Genomic DNA, 17,884 nt, shown 5'->3' with positions numbered 1-17,884 from the left:
GTGGTTGATACCCACGCCCGCGACACCGGCGCGGACGGACAGAGGAACTATATCTATGGCTCAAACACTGCTCATGCCGAAAGCGACAGCCGTCTGGCTCGTCGACAACACCGCGCTTTCGTTCGACCAGATCGCCCAGTTCTGCAAACTTCACCCGCTCGAGGTGAAGGCGATTGCAGACGGCGAAGCAGCGCAGGGTATCAAGGGCCTCGACCCGATCGCCACCGGCCAGCTGTCGCGCGACGAGATCGAGCGCGCTGAAAAAGACATCAACTACAAGCTCAAGCTTTCCGAGCCGAAGGTTCGCGTTCCCGAATCCAAGCGCCGCGGCCCGCGTTACACGCCGGTCTCCAAGCGCCAGGATCGCCCCAACGCCATTCTCTGGCTGGTGCGCAATCACGCAGAACTGAAGGACGCGCAGATTTCGCGCCTCGTCGGCACCACCAAGTCGACCATCGAACAGATCCGCGAGCGCACCCACTGGAACGCCGCAAACCTGGCGCCGATGGACCCGGTCACGCTCGGCCTTTGCAGCCAGATCGATCTCGACCTTGAAGTCGAGAAGGCCTCGAAGGGTCGCCCGCTGCCCACCGCTGCCGAACTCGGTGCATCCCTGCAGCCGGCTGCAGAAGCCGAAAACATCGGCTTCGGCGGTTTCCGCAGCGAACGCGAAGAAGAGAAGGAAAAGGAAATCGATGCGAACGCCGTGTTCGCCAAGCTTTCCTCCCTCAAGTCGACCCGCAAGGACGACGACGAAGAAGACGACGGCCGCTTCTAAGCCGCGATCTTCGAGATACGATTTTACGAAAGCCCTGGGCCACAGCCCGGGGCTTTTTATTTGGGCGCTCAGTCGCCAGCCTAGGTGTCGCCTGTGCGCGATACAGCCCGCATGCCTCCTCCATAGCCTTTCGCGGTGAGCGCGGCTGTCACCGCATCCAGTGCGCCCGGATCCTCGATCGTTGCCGGCATGGTCCAGGGCATCCCGTCCGCGATTTTCTGCATCGTGCCCCGCAGGATTTTGCCCGAGCGTGTTTTGGGCAGTTTCGGCACAATCATGACCGTCTTGAACGCCGCAACCGGGCCGATCTCCGAGCGCACCATTTCTGCGACTTCCGACGAGATCTTATCCGTTTCCCGTGAAACATTGTGCTTCAGGACAAGGAAGCCGCAGGGGATCTGCCCCTTCACCGTATCGCTGATGCCGATCACGGCGCATTCCGCCACATCAGGATGTTTCGCACAGACCTCTTCCATCGAACCGGTCGAAAGGCGATGCCCGGCGCAGTTGATGATGTCATCCGTGCGCGCCATCACGAAGACGTAGCCGTCCTCGTCGATCACGCCTGCATCTGCGGTCGTATAGTACCCAGGGAAGGTGCTGAGACAGGTCTCGCGGAAACGCTCATCTGCGCTCCAGAAGGTCGGCAGGCATCCGGGCGGCAGCGGCAGCCGGATGGCGAGGTTGCCGAGCGTCCCCGCCGGCACCGGCAGTCCGGAATCATCAAGAACATCGATGGCGTAGCCGGGCATCGGTCGTGTGGGAGATCCGTGCTTGAACGGCATCAGCCCCAGCCCCATCGGATTGGCGGCGATCGGCCAGCCGGTCTCGGTCTGCCACCAGTGGTCGATCACAGGCACTTTCAGCTTCTGTTCCGCCCATTTCAGCGTTTCCGGATCCGCCCTTTCGCCGGCCAGAAAAAGAGCACGCAGCCCCTTGAGATCGTAATGCGCCATGAGCTCGCCGTCCGGGTCTTCCCGACGGATAGCGCGGAACGCCGTTGGCGCCGTGAAGAAGACCTTGACGTCATGGTCGGCGATGACGCGCCAGAAGGTCCCTGCATCCGGTGTTCCGACGGGCTTTCCCTCGAAGATGACGCTGGTATTGCCGGCAAGCAGCGGCGCGTAGACGATATAGGAGTGACCGACCACCCAGCCGATATCGGACGCGGTCCAGAACACCTCGCCCGGCTTGATCCCGAAAATATTCGGCATGCTCCAGGCGAGCGCCACCATGTAACCGCCGTTGTCGCGCACCACGCCCTTTGGCTTTCCCGTCGTACCGGATGTGTAGAGAATGTAGAGCGGATCGGTTGATTTGACCGCCACGCATTCGATATCCCGCCCAAGCGCCTTGCCGACCAGATCGGCAAAGTCTAGCTCGCCCTTCTCCGGCCTGAGCTGGGCTTGCAATTCCGGCCTCTGCACGATGAGGCAGTGCTCCGGCTTCACGGTTGCGAGCTCGATTGCCTTGTCGAGCAGCGGCTTGTAGGCGACGACCCGACCGGGCTCCAGTCCGCAGCTCGCGGAGATAACCAGTTTCGCCTGTGAATCGTTGAGACGTGCTGCCAGTTCCTGTGCCGCGAAACCGCCGAACACCACGGAATGCACAGCACCGATCCGCGCGCAGGCGAGCATCGAGAAGATCGCTTCCGGCACCATCGGCATGTAGATGACGACCCGGTCGCCCTGACCGATGCCGAGATCGCGCATGACAGTTGCAATCGCCTTCACCTCCGCCAGAACCTCGGCATAGGTGAAGGACCGTTGCGCACCGGTCATCGCGCTGTCGTGGATGAAGGCGAGCCGATCGCCGTTACCCGCCGCGACATGGCGGTCGAGGCAATTGTAGCAGGTGTTGGTTTCACCCCCCACGAACCACCGACCATAGACACCGGCATTGGCATCAAAGACCGCGTCCGGTTCTTTGAACCAGTCGATCGCCTCTGACGCGGACTTCCAGAAGGCCTCTGGGTTGTTTTCCCAGCTGCTGTAGACTTCGAAATATTGGCTTTGCATCTGTACCTCCCAACACAACCGCATAGCCTGATCGGGCGAGTGTAGGGGAGGGACGATCGGGCGGGAAGCCCGACCAACGGGTTAGACTTCAGCGCGCGCCGAAGATTGCCGAACCGACTCGCACGCTGGTGGCGCCAAATTCCACCGCCGTCTCGAAATCGCCGGACATGCCCATGGAAAGCTTCTCCACGCCGCATTCTTTGGCAAGCTTGGCCAGCAGCGCGAAATGCGGTCCCGGATTTTCATCCGCGGGCGGAATGCACATCAGCCCTTCGACGGCGAGCCCCAGTTCGTTTCGGCAAAGCGCGACGAACGCCACCGTCTCTTTCGGCTCGATGCCTGCCTTTTGCGGTTCGAGTCCGGTATTCACCTGCACATAGAGCTTCGGCGACTTGCCCTGCTTGGCCATTTCGTCTGCCAGGGCTCGTGCAATCTTCTCGCGGTCCACCGTCTCGATTACGTCGAACAGAGCCACCGCATCGGCCGCCTTGTTGGATTGCAGCGGACCGATCAGATGCAGCGTGATGCCCGGCGTCTCCGCCTTGAGCTCCGGCCACTTGCCCTGGCTCTCCTGCACCCGGTTTTCGCCGAACACACGCTGGCCCGACGCGATGACCGGCCTAATGTCACCGGCATCGAATGTCTTGGAGACAGCGACGAGCGAGACAGAGCCCGCGGAGCGATTGGCCGTCTCTTCCGCCTTGCCGATCCTTGTCCTGACTTCCTGGAGCCGTTGTTCGACGCTCATTGTCCGTCACCTTTCGCTATTCTTGTGATGCAAGCGATTAAAGCCCATATGAGGCTCTGCCAAGGGCATGTCCCATCAAAGTTTGGCACGTGTCAGGCCTCAAAAACTTGACGATTGCGGCCATTCATGGTGAAGGTCTGCCCGACTCCTATATCCTGATTTCCCGGAATATCATCCAGATGGCGACTGAACGTTACAACCCGCGCGATGCCGAGCCCCGTTGGCAGCAGACCTGGAACGAGGCGAAGGTTTTCGAAACCGACAATGCCGATCCGCGGGAAAAGTATTACGTCCTCGAGATGTTCCCCTATCCGTCCGGCCGCATTCACATGGGTCACGTGCGCAATTATGCGATGGGTGACGTGGTTGCCCGCTACAAGCGCGCCCGCGGCTTCAACGTTCTGCATCCCATGGGCTGGGACGCGTTCGGCATGCCGGCCGAAAACGCCGCGCGTGACAACAAGACCCATCCCAAGGCCTGGACCTACCAGAACATCGAATCCATGAAGAAGCAGCTGAAGGCGATGGGCCTTTCGCTGGACTGGTCGCGCGAGTTCGCCACCTGCGACGTGGAATATTACCAGCAGCAGCAGCACCTCTTCCTCGACATGATGGAAAAGGGCCTGGTCTATCGCAAGCAATCCAAGGTCAACTGGGATCCGGTCGACCAGACGGTTCTGGCCAACGAGCAGGTAATCGACGGTCGCGGCTGGCGTTCGGGCGCTCTCGTCGAGCAGCGCGAGCTCGTGCAGTGGTTCTTCAAGATCACTGATTTCAGCCAGGATCTGCTCGACGAACTCGACAACCTGGATCAGTGGCCTGAAAAGGTCCGCCTGATGCAGAAGAACTGGATCGGCCGCTCCGAAGGCATGAGCCTGCGCTGGGAAATCGTCGCGGACACCGCACCCGCCGGCGTCGATAAGGACGTGACGGTCTATACGACCCGTCCCGACACGCTGTTCGGCGCCTCGTTCCTGGCGATCGCTGCCGACCATCCGCTGGCGAAGGCCGCGGCTGCGAACAACCCTGAGATCGAATCCTTCGCCGAGGAATGCCGGCGGCAGGGCACGTCTCTCGCTGCGCTGGAAACGGCCGAGAAAAAGGGCATCGACACAGGCGTCCGCGTCAAGCATCCGCTCGATCCCTCGTGGGAACTGCCGGTCTATGTCGCGAACTTCGTGCTGATGGAATACGGCACAGGCGCAATCTTCGGCTGCCCGGCCGGCGACCAGCGCGACCTGGATTTTGCCCGCAAATACAATCTTCCAGTCGTTGCCGTGGTGATGCCCAGGGATGGTGATGCCGCCACGTTTGAGATCGGCGATACCGCTTTCGTCGACGACGGCGTGATGATCAATTCCCGCTTCCTGGACGGCAAGTCCACGGACGAAGCGTTTCAGATCATTGCCGATAGGCTGTCCGAACAGACGCTCGGCAATGCACCGCAGGGCGAGCGCAAGGTGAACTTCCGCCTGCGCGATTGGGGCATTTCCCGCCAGCGCTACTGGGGTTGCCCGATCCCTGTCATCCATTGCGAAGTCTGCGGCGTCGTGCCGGTGCCGAAGAAGGACCTGCCGGTGCAGTTGCCCGACGACGTCACCTTCGACCTGCCGGGCAACCCGCTCGACCGCCACCCGACCTGGCGCCATGTCAGCTGCCCGAAATGCGGCCACGATGCCCGTCGCGAGACGGACACGATGGATACGTTTGTCGATTCCAGCTGGTATTTCACGCGCTTCACAGCCCCTTGGCTGAACGAGCCGACCAACCCGGCCGTTGCCGATCACTGGCTGCCGGTCGATCAGTATATCGGCGGCATCGAGCACGCCATCCTGCATCTGCTCTATTCGCGCTTCTTCACCCGTGCCATGCGCGAGACCGGCCATGTGGCGGTGAAGGAACCGTTCAAGGGCCTGTTCACGCAGGGCATGGTCGTGCACGAAACCTACCGTCTCGGCGAGTCCGGCCAAAACGGTGAATGGGTTGCTCCTGCCGATATCCGTATCGAGGAAGTCGACGGCAAGCGTACCGCGACGCTGCTGACAAGCGGCGCCGGCGTCACCATCGGCTCGATCGAAAAAATGTCGAAGTCGAAAAAGAACGTCGTCGATCCCGATGACATTATCGCATCCTACGGCGCCGATACGGCCCGCTTCTTCGTTCTGTCCGATAGCCCGCCGGATCGCGACGTGATCTGGTCGGAAGCGGGTGTCGAAGGTGCCTACCGCTTTACCCAGCGACTGTGGCGCCTGATCTCGGAAGCTGCCGAAAACCTGAAGACGGTCGATCCGACTCCGGCTAAGGACGGCGATGGACTGGCAATCTCGCAGCTGGCCCACAAGACGCTGCAGGCCGTGCAGGGCGATCTCGACAAGCTGTCCTTCAACAAGGCCGTGGCTCGCATCTACGAACTGGTCAACGCGCTGGCCGCGCCGCTGACCGATGTTGCCGCCGGCAAGGGCGACGCCGCCTACCGTGCCGCTGTTCGCAACGCCTCGGAAATCCTGATCCAGATCGTCGCGCCAATGACGCCGCATCTGGCCGAGGAATGCTGGGCCGTGCTCGGCAATGGCGAGATGGTATCGAGAACCGCATGGCCACAGTTCGACCAGGCACTCGTCGTCGAAAACGACGTCACGATGCCGGTCCAGATCAACGGCAAGAAGCGCGCCGAATTGACAATCGCGCGCGACGCGGATCAAACTGCCGTCGAGGCTGCAGCCCTCGCACTCGACGTGGTAAAAGCCGCTCTCGGTGGCAAGCCACCGAAGAAGATCATCGTCGTCCCACAGAGGATCGTGAACATTGTTGCCTGATCGCTCATTCCGCCGCTTTGGCATCGCACTTGGCATCGCCGGACTTGCCCTTCTGGCGGGATGCCAGGCACGGCCTCTCTATTCCGAACAGGAAGGCACCGGTCAGAAGCTCGCATCCGTGGAGTTTGCGGATCCGAAGACCCGTATTGAGCAGGTGATCCGCAACAATCTCGTCTTCCTCACCGGTCACGGTGCAGGCGAGACGGCGCATCCGCTCTATGAAGTCAAGATGACGGCCACGAGCTCCGCCTCGAGCATTCTCGACCTTACCAGCGACGATGACACCGTTTCTGTCAGCAACATCCCTGTTGCCGGCCGCGTTCAGGTGGATGTCACCTATACGCTGACCCGTATCAGCGACAGCAAGATCCTGAAAACGGCCAAGCGCGAAGTCGTCGCCTTGATCGATGTCCCGGGACAGAGCTTTGCAAAACTGCGGGCAATCCGCGACGCTGAAAACCGTGCTGCCCGCGAGACAGCCGAGTTCCTGCGTGGTGAGATCGCCATTGCCCTTGCCCGCGAGCCCCAGTCGCCTCCCGTATGGCAGAAATAAAATCCCACGAGTTCGACCGGTTTCTTGACAAGTCGGTCGGCCTCTACAAGATCTTCGTCATCTATGGACCCGATCGCGGGCTCGTTTCCGAGCGGGCTGCGCAGATCGCAGCCAAGACCGGTGTCGCGCAGGACGACCCATTCGCGATGCTCAAACTTGATGTGTCCGATCTCCAGGGAGATCCCGGCCGTCTTCTCGATGAGGTCAACTCACTTGGCCTTTTCGGCGGCGCCAAACTGGTTTGGCTCCGTGGCGCAATGAACGAGAAGCCGCTGCTGGATACCATGCAGGCGCTCGCCAAGGATGAGCCTCCCGCCAATATCTTAATCATCGAGGCTGGTGACCTGAAGAAGGGCAGCGGCCTTCGCAAGGTGGTGGAGCCGGTCCGCTCCATCGCCGTCATTCCCTGCTATGCGGACGATGCACGCGCGCTTGCCGGCCTGATCGATACCGAACTGTCGGCCGAAGGCCTCACCATCAGCGGCGCTGCCCGCCAGCGCCTGATGGAGCTTCTCGGCGGCGATCGAATCGCATCCCGCAATGAGGTGAAGAAGCTTGCGCTCTATTGTCGCGGTGCGGGGACTGTTACCGAAGATCACGTCGATGAAATCATCGGCGATGCGAGCAGCGTCTCCGCGGACGAGGCCGTCGACGCCATTCTCTCCGGAGACGTGGCGTCTCTTCAGCGCGCTTTCCAGAAGGTGCTTGTATCCAAGACGCCGATCTTCCTGATCCTGCAATCCTGCCTCAGACAGTTCCAGTTGCTGGATGTGATGCGGGCGGAAATGGACGACAAGAAGCTGCAGGCCGCACAGGTCATGATGACGCTCGGTCGGCATATCCATTTCAAGCGCAAGCCGATTATCGAAAAGGCGCTGCGATCCTGGACCGCGCCGGCACTTGCCCGGGAAACCGAGCGCCTGCAGGCGGCCGTCCTTCAGTCCCGGCAAAGACAAAGTCTCGAGCCCAGCATCGCCTTCCACAGCCTGATGGCAATCGCGATACAGTCTTCGCGATATCGCTGATGACGATCTGGGAAGGCGCTAACCGCGGCGCTCCAGCAACCGGCAAACCTCTTCAAGCTGCTCGAGATTGCGGTAGTTGATCCGAACCTGGCCGCTGCCCCCGCGGTGATTGATCTTCACATCCAATCCGAGAGCATCGGTCAACGTGCGCTCCAAGGCCAGCGTATCGGAATCTTTTTCGACCGACTTGGTTTCAAGCTGGGGCATCCCCTGGGACTTGATATCGTTTTGCGCAAGCCGCTCTGCATCGCGCACCGACATGCCTTTGGACACGATCGTGCGCGCGAGGGACGAGGGATCAGACGTGGTGATCAAGGCACGCGCGTGACCAGCCGAAAGGCTTCCGGCAGACAGCATGTCGCGAACCGGGTCCGGCAATTTCAGAAGGCGAAGGCTGTTTGCGACGTGACTGCGGCTCTTGCCGATGATTTCACCCAGATCGTTTTGGGTATAGCCATGTTCGGCAATCAACTGCTCGTAACCGAGCGCCTCTTCGAGCGGATTGAGGTCGGACCGCTGAACGTTTTCAACGATTGCGATTTCAAGTGCGGTCCGATCGTCTACGTCGCGGACGATGACTGGGATCTCAGTCAGTCCCGCCAGTTGCGCTGCACGCCACCGCCGCTCACCGGCAATGATCTCAAGGCGACCGTCGACTGTCCGAACAACGACCGGCTGGACAATGCCATGCTGCCTGATCGAGCTGGCGAGATCCTGCAGCTCCGCCTCATCGAAATGGCGCCTGGGGTTTTTCGGACTGCGCGAAACATGCTCGATCGGCACCATACGGTCTGGATTGACGTTTTTCGCAGGTGCATTGACCTGCACAGGCTGATCCATCTCACCGATAAGCGCAGCAAGCCCGCGGCCCAGCCGCCTTTTCGAGGGATCTTCGTTCATCCTGTCACCTGTTATTTCGTGTAATCAAAGAAGGGTTTCAAGCTGCCTTGCGCCGACGTTCCCGCTGGATCACCTCGGAGGCGAGCTGAAGGTAGGCCTGGCTCCCGGCGCATTTCAGATCGTAAAGAATAGCCGGCTTACCATATGAAGGCGCTTCGGATACCCGAACGTTGCGCGGAATCAGCGTGTGGTACACCTTATCACCGAGATATGTCCTGACGTCGCTGACGACCTGTTGGGCCAGATTGTTGCGCGCATCGAACATCGTCAGAACGATGCCCTGGATATCGAGCAGCGGATTGACCGTCCGGCGGACCTGGTCAACCGTTTCGAGGAGCTGGCTCAAACCCTCGAGCGCAAAGAACTCGCACTGCAGAGGTACGAGCACCGAATGCGCTGCGGCCATCGCATTCATCGTCAGGAGATTGAAAGAGGGTGGGCAATCGACGAGGATATAAGTGTATGCACGCGCGACATCAGTATCCAGCGCCCGCTTTAACCGGAAAGCGCGGTCCGTGGCCTGCGAAATCTCCATCTCGAAACCGAGAAGATCCATGGTGGAGGGAACGATGGACAGGTTCGGAACAGCAGTCGGAACGGCAGTTTCGCCAATATCGCTTTCACCCATCAGCACGTCATAAGACGAATGAACGCGATCCTTGCGGTTAATACCGAGGCCAGTGCTGGCGTTTCCCTGGGGATCAAGGTCGATGATGAGGACGTTTTCGCCGATTGCGGCGAGCGCCGTTGCAAGGTTGATTGCTGTCGTCGTCTTACCGACGCCGCCTTTTTGATTAGCGATGGTAATAATACGGTTCTTTTCGAACATATCGCACCTGACTTTACGGGTCCTTGCGTCGGAGGTTGCTGATCTCAAGAATAACCGAGTCCTGCTCGACAACGCTTTGGTGTTCTAGCAGATCGAAATCCCAGCGACTACGGGCTTCGCTGACTTCACGGCGATAATCCCGGCCTTTGTGGAAGAAGCCTCTAGCTTCCGTCTCGACCATCCAATCGGAGGAATAGGATAGAAGTTGGTCGAGATCAGCCAGAGCGCGAGCGGAAACGCGCTGGCATTCAGGCAATTCATGTGCCGCCTGCTCGATCCGGAGCGGGTGAACCGAACCCCGAGCTCCGGTTTCGTTTAGAGCGACGCGGAGGAAAGCAGCCTTTTTATGGTTGCTTTCGACCAAGTGAACCCAACCATCTTCAAGCTCGGCGAGGAAAATCGAAGTCACGATTCCTGGAAAGCCACCGCCCGAGCCAAGATCGATCCATTTTGATGGCCCCGGGGATAGTTGAAAGATCTGCGCGCTATCGGCGATATGACGCTGCCAAATCTCGTTCAGGGTCGAGGGAGCGACAAGGTTGATTGTTTTCGCCCACTTGGAGAAGAGCGTAGCAAAATGCTCAAGCCTCTCCTGCGTTTCACGTGAAACACTTCTGCCGTTCAACATCATGCCGAGACTCGTTTTACGCGATCCACGACCGCGGCTTCTTTTTTTACAAGCGCAAGAATAAGTGCCAACGCTGCCGGCGTCATACCGTCAACTTTTGCGGCCTGCGCCATATTGCTGGGCTGATGCTTCGCGAGCTTTATTCGTAGCTCGTTTGAGAGACCGGGCACTGTAGAATAATCGAAGGACAGGGGGATGGTTTTTGACTCATCGCGGATCGTTGAGCCAATATCTGCAGCCTGTCTATTCATGTAGACAGAGTAGGTGGACTCGATCTCGAGAGCTTCCGCTATCTTCGCACTGACCCCATGGAGTTCTCCCCAGACACCGGCCAGACCAGCCATCGATTGGTTGGGGTAGGCGAGCAGCTCGTACGCCGTACGCCGCTGGCCGTCCTGGTTGAGGGACAATCCGTGAGCTGCACCCTGTTTAGGTGTCAGCGAGAGGGATTTTAGCATCGCACGGGTTTCGTCGACTGCTTTGGAGTAGGCCGCGAACTTCGCTGCACGATCAGCGTCCACGCAGCCCAGTTCGATGCCCTTCTGAGTGAGCCTGACATCGGCGTTGTCGGCTCGTAGCGAAAGGCGGTATTCTGCACGTGATGTAAACATCCGATAAGGTTCCGTCACGCCCTTCGACGTGAGGTCATCGACCATGACACCGATATAGGATTCGGCTCGGCTGAACGGCTCCGGCTGGCCTCCCGAAGCCGTGATCGCTGCTGAGAGGCCGGCGACCATTCCTTGCGCGGCAGCTTCCTCGTAACCCGTCGTGCCGTTGATCTGGCCAGCCAGGAACAGTCCTGGCAATTTCTTGACTTCCAGCGTGGGCGTCAATTCCCGCGGATCAACATAGTCATACTCGATCGCATAGCCGGGCTGAATAATCTCGACCTGCTCGAGGCCCGAGATCGTCCGGATAAAAGCCTCCTGGACTGATGCGGGCAGGGACGTGGATATTCCGTTTGGGTAAACAGTTGGATCATCAAGCCCTTCGGGCTCTAGGAAGATCTGGTGCCCGTCGCGCTCACCGAACCGCACGATCTTGTCTTCGATTGACGGACAATAACGCGGGCCCACGCCCTCGATCTGGCCGGAATACATTGCGGACAGGTGGATGTTGTCGGAGATGATCCGATGGGTCGCCTCGTTCGTGCGGGTCACTCCACAGCTGATTTGCGGCGTTACGATTTTATCGGTCATGAACGAGAATGGAACTGGCTGCTCATCGGCTTCCTGCTTGTCAAGCTTGTCCCAGGCGATGGTCCGCCCATCAAGCCGTGCCGGTGTGCCGGTTTTCAGGCGCCCCAAGGCAACGCCAAGTCCAAGAAGCGTCGCTGATAGCCCGAGCGATGGTTCCTCACCCACCCGACCGGCTGGTATCTTTTCATGCCCAATATGAATAAGCCCGCGCAGGAACGTACCGGTCGTGAGTACAGCCGTTCCGCATCCGAATCGACGGCCATCCCTCATGATGACAGCTGACACTCGACCAGTGTCCGTGATGAGGTCGAATGCGTCACCCTCGATGACAGTGAGGTTCAGGTGATTGAAGATTTCCTTCTGCATCGCTTTACGGTAAAGGCGCCGGTCGGCCTGCGTACGGGGACCACGAACGGCGGGACCCTTTTTCCGGTTGAGCAAACGGAACTGGATTCCGGAAACGTCTGCGACCCGGCCCATCAAACCGTCAAGTGCATCGACCTCGCGCACGAGGTGACCTTTGCCCAGCCCGCCAATCGCGGGATTGCAGGACATGACACCAATCGTTTCACGTTTGTGGGTAATTAAGGCCGTCCTCGCGCCCATCCGCGCTGCAGCGCTCGCGGCCTCGCAACCCGCGTGACCACCACCAATGACGATGACATCGAAATTTTGGTCCATATTCATTGTCCCACGTCAGCCGAGTGTTTCACGTGAATCATTTTCCGATACAGAACTGCGAGAAGATAACATCCAGCAACTGCTCGACATCGACCCGGCCCGTAATGCGCCCCAAGGCGGATGCGGCTGCTCGGAGGCTCTCGGCTCTCAAGTCAAGTTCCGTGCCGTTTAACGCCTCTGCGATAAAATTGGAAGCATCTTTCAGTGCGTCGACCTGGCGAGCTCTGTTCGGAACCAGCGAACCGGTCCACAGCGCTGTGATCTTTCGGAGGATGGTCTCCCTGAGGAGCTCGAGCCCGTCGCCGGTCCTTGTGGAGATGCAAAGGTCGAATTCGTCCGAAGGTGCGTGCGCATCCAGCTTCGTTCCGACAGTTAGAACGTTAGCGTGACTAAACTCATGGTTTTGTAACGCCGGCGAATCGATCTCGTTGAGAGAGAGGATCATGTCGGCTTGCTCGATCGCAACACGGGCCCGACGGATCCCTTCGACTTCGACAATATCGTCGCTTTCCCGCAGGCCAGCCGTATCGAAGAACCGGACGAGATAACCCGACATATCGAGATCGACGTGCAGGATATCCCGGGTCGTTCCAGCACGTTCCGTCACAATCGCAACATCCCGGTTCGCAAGCGCGTTCAAAAGGCTGCTTTTGCCCGCATTCGGAGGCCCGGCGATGACGATCTTGTAGCCGTCTCGGATGATCTCGCCAGACTTTGCGGTTTCCAGATGCTGGAGAAGTTCCAGATAAATCTGTCCCACCTCGCTCCAGACCCGCTCCGATACGGAACCCGGCACGTCGTCCTCGTCAGCGAAATCCAGCTCGGCCTCGATCAGAGCACGCGACCGCGTCAGACGCTCAGCCCAGTCGATATAGAGCGCTGACTGGCCGCCAAAGCTTTGCTCGACCGCAAGACGGCGCTGCATTTCCGTTTCGGCAGAGATGAGATCCGCAAGACCTTCAATCTCGACGAGATCCAACTTGCCGTTCTCAAACGCTCGCCTTGAAAACTCTCCCGCCTCGGCCAACCTCAGTCCGTCGATTTGCTCGAGCTCCAGGATGAGAGCTGCAACAACGGCGCGGCTGCCATGCACATGCAGTTCGACGCAGTCTTCACCCGTAAACGAGTTTGGCCCCGGGAAGCCGACTACCAGTCCCTGATCGATGATCGCGCCGTTTCGGCCGCGAATCGTTCTGAGCGATGCTTTACGGTTTGTCGCTAAACGACCAGCAAGCGTCTCAGCCGCGGTGAAGGCTTGGTTGCCGCTTAGCCTGATAACGGCGAGACCTGCGGGCAGTGCTCCACTCGAAAGGGCAAAGATCGTATCAGGGTTCATGGTGCGGCTTTCCGACTGTGTCCCAGAAACTCGAAAGCGCCCGTCTTTACGACGAGCGCCTCTCGGTAGCAGTGAATCCGGCTAAGGATCAGGTGTTCATCGAGTCGAAGAAGTCGCTGTTGCTCTTGGTCTGCTTCAGCTTGTCGATCAAGAACTCGATTGCATCGGTCGTTCCCATCGGCGCGAGAATGCGACGGAGAACAAAGATCTTCTGCAGGTCCTGGCGCTGGACGAGAAGATCTTCCTTGCGCGTGCCGGATTTCAGAATATCCATGGCCGGGAAGATGCGCTTGTCTGCAACCTTGCGGTCGAGCACGATTTCCGAGTTGCCGGTACCCTTGAACTCTTCAAAGATGACTTCGTCCATACGGCTGCCCGTATCGATCAGCGCCGTAGCGATGATGGTCAGCGATCCGCCTTCTTCAATATTACGGGCGGCACCGAAGAAGCGCTTCGGGCGCTGCAGGGCGTTGGCATCCACACCACCGGTCAGAACCTTGCCGGATGACGGAACGACCGTGTTGTAGGCGCGGCCAAGACGGGTGATAGAGTCGAGCAGAATGACGACATCGCGGCCGTGTTCGACGAGGCGCTTCGCCTTCTCGATGACCATTTCAGCCACCTGAACGTGGCGGATGGCGGGTTCGTCGAAGGTCGAGGAAACAACTTCGCCCTTCACCGAGCGTTGCATGTCCGTCACTTCTTCCGGCCGCTCGTCGATCAGGAGAACGATGAGATAGCACTCGGGGTGGTTTGCCGTGATCGAATGCGCGATGTTCTGCAAGAGAACGGTCTTACCCGTACGCGGCGGCGCGACGATCAGGCCGCGCTGGCCCTTGCCGAGTGGTGCGACGAGATCGATGACGCGCGCCGAATTGTCCTTCGACGTCGGGACGTCAAGTTCCATCTTGAAGCGCTCATTCGGGTAAAGCGGTGTCAGATTGTCGAAATGCACCTTGTGGCGGATTTTTTCCGGGTCGTCGAAGTTGATCGTGTTGACCTTCAGCAGCGCGAAATAGCGCTCGCCTTCCTTCGGCCCGCGGATCGGTCCCTCGACGGTGTCGCCGGTCTTCAGCGAGAAGCGGCGGATCTGCGAGGGAGAGATGTAGATATCATCGGGGCCAGGCAGGTAATTGGCGTTGGCCGAACGGAGAAAGCCGAAGCCATCCTGCAGAACTTCAACGACACCTTCGCCGATGATCTCGACATCCTGGCTGGCCAGGATCTTGAGAATCGCAAACATCAATTCCTGCTTGCGCATGGTGCTGGCGTTTTCCACCTCCAGCGATTCGGCGAATGTCAGCAAATCGGTCGGCGATTTGCTCTTGAGTTCTTGAAGCTTCATTTCAGCCATGAAGAGGGGACCATATTCAGAATTTTTTGGGGAAACAGGCGTGTCGGTGAAATTCGCTACCGCGGAAGACACCGGGGTAGGACAGACGATTACACACATGCCACGAGATGAGATGGCTGGGAAAATAGCTGTTCACGAGCACGCCTGCAAGGGGGAGGGGCAGGCGGAGTTAAGAAAAAGCTCAAGACACCATCAAAATGGCTTAACGATGACCATGATTACGATGGCAATCATCAAAACCGTCGGGATCTCGTTCATCAACCGCCAGTAGCGGGCGGTTTTGCGCGGCCCGTCTATGGCAAAAGCCCGAACTTCGGCACTGAACCGCATATGCGCCATGGTGAGCAGCAGGACAAACAGGATCTTGGCATGAAGCCAGCCACCCTGGAAACCGTAGACCGCCCAGGCGAGATAAAGCCCAAGCGCCCAGCTGATCATCATCGCCGGGTTCATGATGATTTTGAGGAGCCGCCCCTCCATCACTTTGAAGGTTTCCGACTGGGCAGAACCCGGCTCGGCTTCCGTGTGATAGATGAAAAGCCTGGGCAGGTAGAGCAGCCCGGCCATCCAGGAAATCACGGCGATGACGTGAAACGCCTTGATGTAGAGCAGGAAATCATCCGGCCGCAGCCAGTAGATAAAAAACAGCACGACGACGAAAACCGAAAGCGCCGTCGCCGCCCGGAACGCGACACGCCGCCCATTTCCGGCACCGGTGCGGTCGTCCGGCGTCATACGCCCGATCCTCTGACCCGTTTCACAAGATGCGCAACGGTCTGCGGATCCGCTTGTGGCGTGATACCGTGGCCGAGGTTGAAGATAAGCGGACCTTGTCCAAGCCCCTGCAGGATCGCGTCGATCCCGTCGTCTAGGGACTTTCCGCCTGCCACCACGCGCATTGGATCGAGATTGCCCTGGACGGGCCCGTCCTTCTGCAGCTCCTGCGCAAACGACATCGGCACCGACCAATCGAGCCCGATTGCATCTGCGCCCGTCCGGGCCCGGTAGTGTTTGAGGTTCATGCCTGCACCCTTGGCGAAAGCAATCACCTTCGCGTTAGGTCGCGCTGCCTTGATGATATCGATGATCCGCCGCACGGGCTTGATCGAGAATTCCTCGAATTCCTTCTCCCCGAGCACGCCGGCCCAGGAATCGAAGATCTGGACGACATCTGCGCCCGCATCGATCTGACCGATCAGATATTCGGCAGACATCTCCGCCAGCAGAGCCAGCAGTTTTTCAAAGGCCTCGGGGTAGCGGTAGGCGAACAGACGTGCCGGCGCTTGGTCCGGTGTTCCCTGACCCGCGATCATATAGGTCGCAACGGTCCAGGGAGCCCCGCAGAAGCCGATCAGGGCAGTTTCAGGGGGTAGCTCCAGCCGAAGCCTCCGAACCGTCTCCAGCACCGGTGCAAGGTGGGAAAGCATCGTACTGCCATCGAGCGCTGCAATCCCTGCTTCGTCGATCGGATCCATCCTTGGACCCTCTCCCTGCACGAAGCGAACATTGCGCTTCAAGGCATCGGGAATGACGAGGATATCGGAAAACAGGATGGCTGCGTCGAACTGGTAGCGCCGGATAGGCTGAAGCGTCACTTCGACAGCCAGATCCGGCGTATAACAGAGATCGAGAAACGAACCGGCTGCCGCACGGACTTCGCGGTACTCGGGCAGATATCGACCTGCCTGCCTCATAAGCCATATCGGCGGTGGGGTGATCGTCCTGCCGTTCAGCACCTCAACGATCTTCCTGGTCGGACCGGCCAATGGGTTCTCCAAATAAAGAAAATAAGATTCTCAAGATCTTCTATTTCTTAGAGTCGGTGAGTAGCAAGGATTAAAACTCCTGCACAGAAGACGCGACGATCTGCCGCTCCGTACCGTTGAAAAGGAAAACTTCCGGGCATTCTTGGCAGAGCTTCTGGATAACCATATTTCGATCAGGGATATCAATTGCTTGTGCCTGGCGCTTGGTGAAGCTCTCTTGTGGATATCTTGTGAATCCAGCGATAGGTTCATCCGGTTATCCCCGCTTTGAACAGGGGGCCTGAAACGGCTTCCTCGAAATACGCGATTGTGGACAACTCGGAGGTTATCCCAGGGGTCTGGCTCGGCCCTCGAAAGGCGGTCAGTCTCTCCCCGGTTATCAACAGAGGACGAAGAACAACGTGGAGAACAGAAAAAACTTCTTCCATCTCCACCTCATATCTGACTCCACCGGCGAGACCCTGATCTCGACAGGACGCGCGGCGGCAGCCCAGTTCCAGACCTCGCTCGCCGTCGAGCACGTCTATCCGCTGGTGCGAAACCGCAAGCAGGTTCTCGCCGTGCTGGAGGCGATCGATCGTGAACCGGGGATCGTCCTCTATACGATCGTTGATCGCGAGCTTGCGAAACTGCTGGACGACCGCTGCCGTCAGATAGGAACACCGTGCGTCAACGTGCTGGAACCGGTTATGGCGACATTCCAGACCTATCTCGGAGCACCGTCTAAATACCGCGTCGGCGCGCAGCATGCGCTCAACGCGGAATATTTCGCCCGCATCGAAGCGCTGAACTTCACCATGGATCATGACGATGGCCAGATGCCCGAAGGGTACGACGAGGCCGATGTCGTACTGGTCGGGATCAGCCGCACCTCGAAAACGCCGACCAGCATCTATCTCGCCAACCGCGGTATCAAGACGGCCAATATCCCGATCGTGCCGGGCGTCGACCTTCCATATGCACTTCTGTCTGCAACCCGGCCCCTGATCGTCGGGCTGGTCGCGACGACGGACCGCATTTCACAGGTGCGCGAACACCGCGAACTCGGAACCACGCAAAATTTCGATCGCGGTCATTATACGGATCGGGCAACGATCAACGAGGAACTGAAATATGCACGAGCGCTCTGCTCGCGCCACGGCTGGCCGGTCATCGACGTCACCCGCCGGTCGATCGAGGAGACGGCGGCGGCCATCGTTGCGCTCCGCCCGAAGCTACGGTAATTCGGCACTAATTCCATCCGGAGATCT

Annotated in this window: 15 protein-coding genes; 5 read left to right on the top strand and 10 right to left on the bottom strand. The window is 59.0% G+C overall.

The window, feature by feature from the left end:
• Positions 1-55 precede the first annotated feature (55 nt).
• Positions 56-778, top strand: coding sequence for a DUF1013 domain-containing protein (locus ACQY1J_RS20920; protein ID WP_062462856.1), 723 nt, complete (start codon positions 56-58; stop codon positions 776-778).
• 80 nt (positions 779-858) lie between these two features.
• Here the strand turns inward: ACQY1J_RS20920 and ACQY1J_RS20915 are convergent, their stop codons facing one another.
• Together ACQY1J_RS20915 and ACQY1J_RS20910 are read right to left on the bottom strand one after the other, a co-directional pair.
• Positions 859-2,796 (bottom strand): propionyl-CoA synthetase, encoded by a 1,938-nt coding sequence (locus tag ACQY1J_RS20915; protein ID WP_430250752.1) that lies wholly within the window; start codon positions 2,794-2,796, stop codon positions 859-861.
• Between the two features lie 88 nt (positions 2,797-2,884).
• Positions 2,885-3,544 (bottom strand): YggS family pyridoxal phosphate-dependent enzyme, encoded by a 660-nt coding sequence (locus tag ACQY1J_RS20910; protein WP_430250751.1) that lies wholly within the window; start codon positions 3,542-3,544, stop codon positions 2,885-2,887.
• A 179-nt stretch (positions 3,545-3,723) separates the two neighbouring features.
• Between ACQY1J_RS20910 and leuS the strand changes: the two genes are divergently transcribed.
• From leuS to holA, 3 genes are read left to right on the top strand one after another with little or no spacing between them, the layout of a single operon-like run.
• Positions 3,724-6,360: a leucine--tRNA ligase gene (leuS, locus tag ACQY1J_RS20905; protein WP_430250750.1), complete on the top strand. Its 2,637-nt coding sequence runs from the start codon at positions 3,724-3,726 to the stop codon at positions 6,358-6,360.
• Entirely contained in the window at positions 6,353-6,913 is a 561-nt protein-coding gene (locus tag ACQY1J_RS20900; protein ID WP_430250749.1) for a hypothetical protein, read from the top strand. The genes leuS and ACQY1J_RS20900 overlap by 8 nt, the downstream gene beginning before the upstream one ends.
• Positions 6,901-7,938, top strand: a complete 1,038-nt coding sequence (holA, locus tag ACQY1J_RS20895; RefSeq protein ID WP_430250748.1) for a DNA polymerase III subunit delta — start codon at positions 6,901-6,903, stop codon at positions 7,936-7,938. The genes ACQY1J_RS20900 and holA overlap by 13 nt, the downstream gene beginning before the upstream one ends.
• 18 nt (positions 7,939-7,956) lie before the next feature.
• Here the strand turns inward: holA and ACQY1J_RS20890 are convergent, their stop codons facing one another.
• The 8 genes from ACQY1J_RS20890 to hemE form a co-directional block, all read right to left on the bottom strand.
• Positions 7,957-8,838, bottom strand: coding sequence for a ParB/RepB/Spo0J family partition protein (locus ACQY1J_RS20890; protein ID WP_174197310.1), 882 nt, complete (start codon positions 8,836-8,838; stop codon positions 7,957-7,959).
• 37 nt (positions 8,839-8,875) lie between these two features.
• Positions 8,876-9,667 (bottom strand): ParA family protein, encoded by a 792-nt coding sequence (locus ACQY1J_RS20885; RefSeq protein ID WP_430250747.1) that lies wholly within the window; start codon positions 9,665-9,667, stop codon positions 8,876-8,878.
• A 13-nt stretch (positions 9,668-9,680) separates the two neighbouring features.
• Positions 9,681-10,298 (bottom strand): 16S rRNA (guanine(527)-N(7))-methyltransferase RsmG, encoded by a 618-nt coding sequence (rsmG, locus tag ACQY1J_RS20880; RefSeq protein ID WP_184655569.1) that lies wholly within the window; start codon positions 10,296-10,298, stop codon positions 9,681-9,683.
• Positions 10,295-12,178, bottom strand: coding sequence for a tRNA uridine-5-carboxymethylaminomethyl(34) synthesis enzyme MnmG (gene mnmG, locus ACQY1J_RS20875; protein WP_430250746.1), 1,884 nt, complete (start codon positions 12,176-12,178; stop codon positions 10,295-10,297). The genes rsmG and mnmG overlap by 4 nt, the downstream gene beginning before the upstream one ends.
• Before the next feature lie 37 nt (positions 12,179-12,215).
• Positions 12,216-13,514, bottom strand: coding sequence for a tRNA uridine-5-carboxymethylaminomethyl(34) synthesis GTPase MnmE (mnmE, locus tag ACQY1J_RS20870; protein WP_430250745.1), 1,299 nt, complete (start codon positions 13,512-13,514; stop codon positions 12,216-12,218).
• Positions 13,515-13,602: 88 nt separating this feature from the next.
• On the bottom strand, positions 13,603-14,868 hold the full coding sequence (gene rho / locus ACQY1J_RS20865; RefSeq protein WP_092665173.1) for a transcription termination factor Rho: 1,266 nt from the start codon (positions 14,866-14,868) through the stop codon (positions 13,603-13,605).
• Positions 14,869-15,060: 192 nt separating this feature from the next.
• The gene (gene hemJ / locus ACQY1J_RS20860; RefSeq protein WP_113109970.1) at positions 15,061-15,603 is read right to left on the bottom strand and encodes a protoporphyrinogen oxidase HemJ; all 543 of its coding nucleotides are present in this window, start codon (positions 15,601-15,603) and stop codon (positions 15,061-15,063) included.
• Positions 15,600-16,634: a uroporphyrinogen decarboxylase gene (gene hemE / locus ACQY1J_RS20855; protein ID WP_430250744.1), complete on the bottom strand. Its 1,035-nt coding sequence runs from the start codon at positions 16,632-16,634 to the stop codon at positions 15,600-15,602. Before hemE ends, hemJ begins: the two co-directional genes overlap by 4 nt.
• A 401-nt stretch (positions 16,635-17,035) precedes the next feature.
• Here hemE and ACQY1J_RS20850 point away from each other — a divergent pair, with 401 nt between their 5' ends.
• A complete protein-coding gene (locus ACQY1J_RS20850; protein WP_430250743.1) occupies positions 17,036-17,857 on the top strand; it encodes a pyruvate, water dikinase regulatory protein in 822 nt (273 codons plus the stop codon).
• Positions 17,858-17,884 lie beyond the last annotated feature (27 nt).

This window comes from Neorhizobium sp. DAR64860/K0K1, from assembly GCF_050500205.1.
In the GTDB taxonomy this organism is placed as follows: Bacteria; Pseudomonadota; Alphaproteobacteria; order Rhizobiales; family Rhizobiaceae; genus Neorhizobium; species Neorhizobium soli.
The sequence above is the reverse complement of the archived record's forward strand: the minus strand, read 5'-3'. Positions and strand labels throughout refer to the sequence as shown.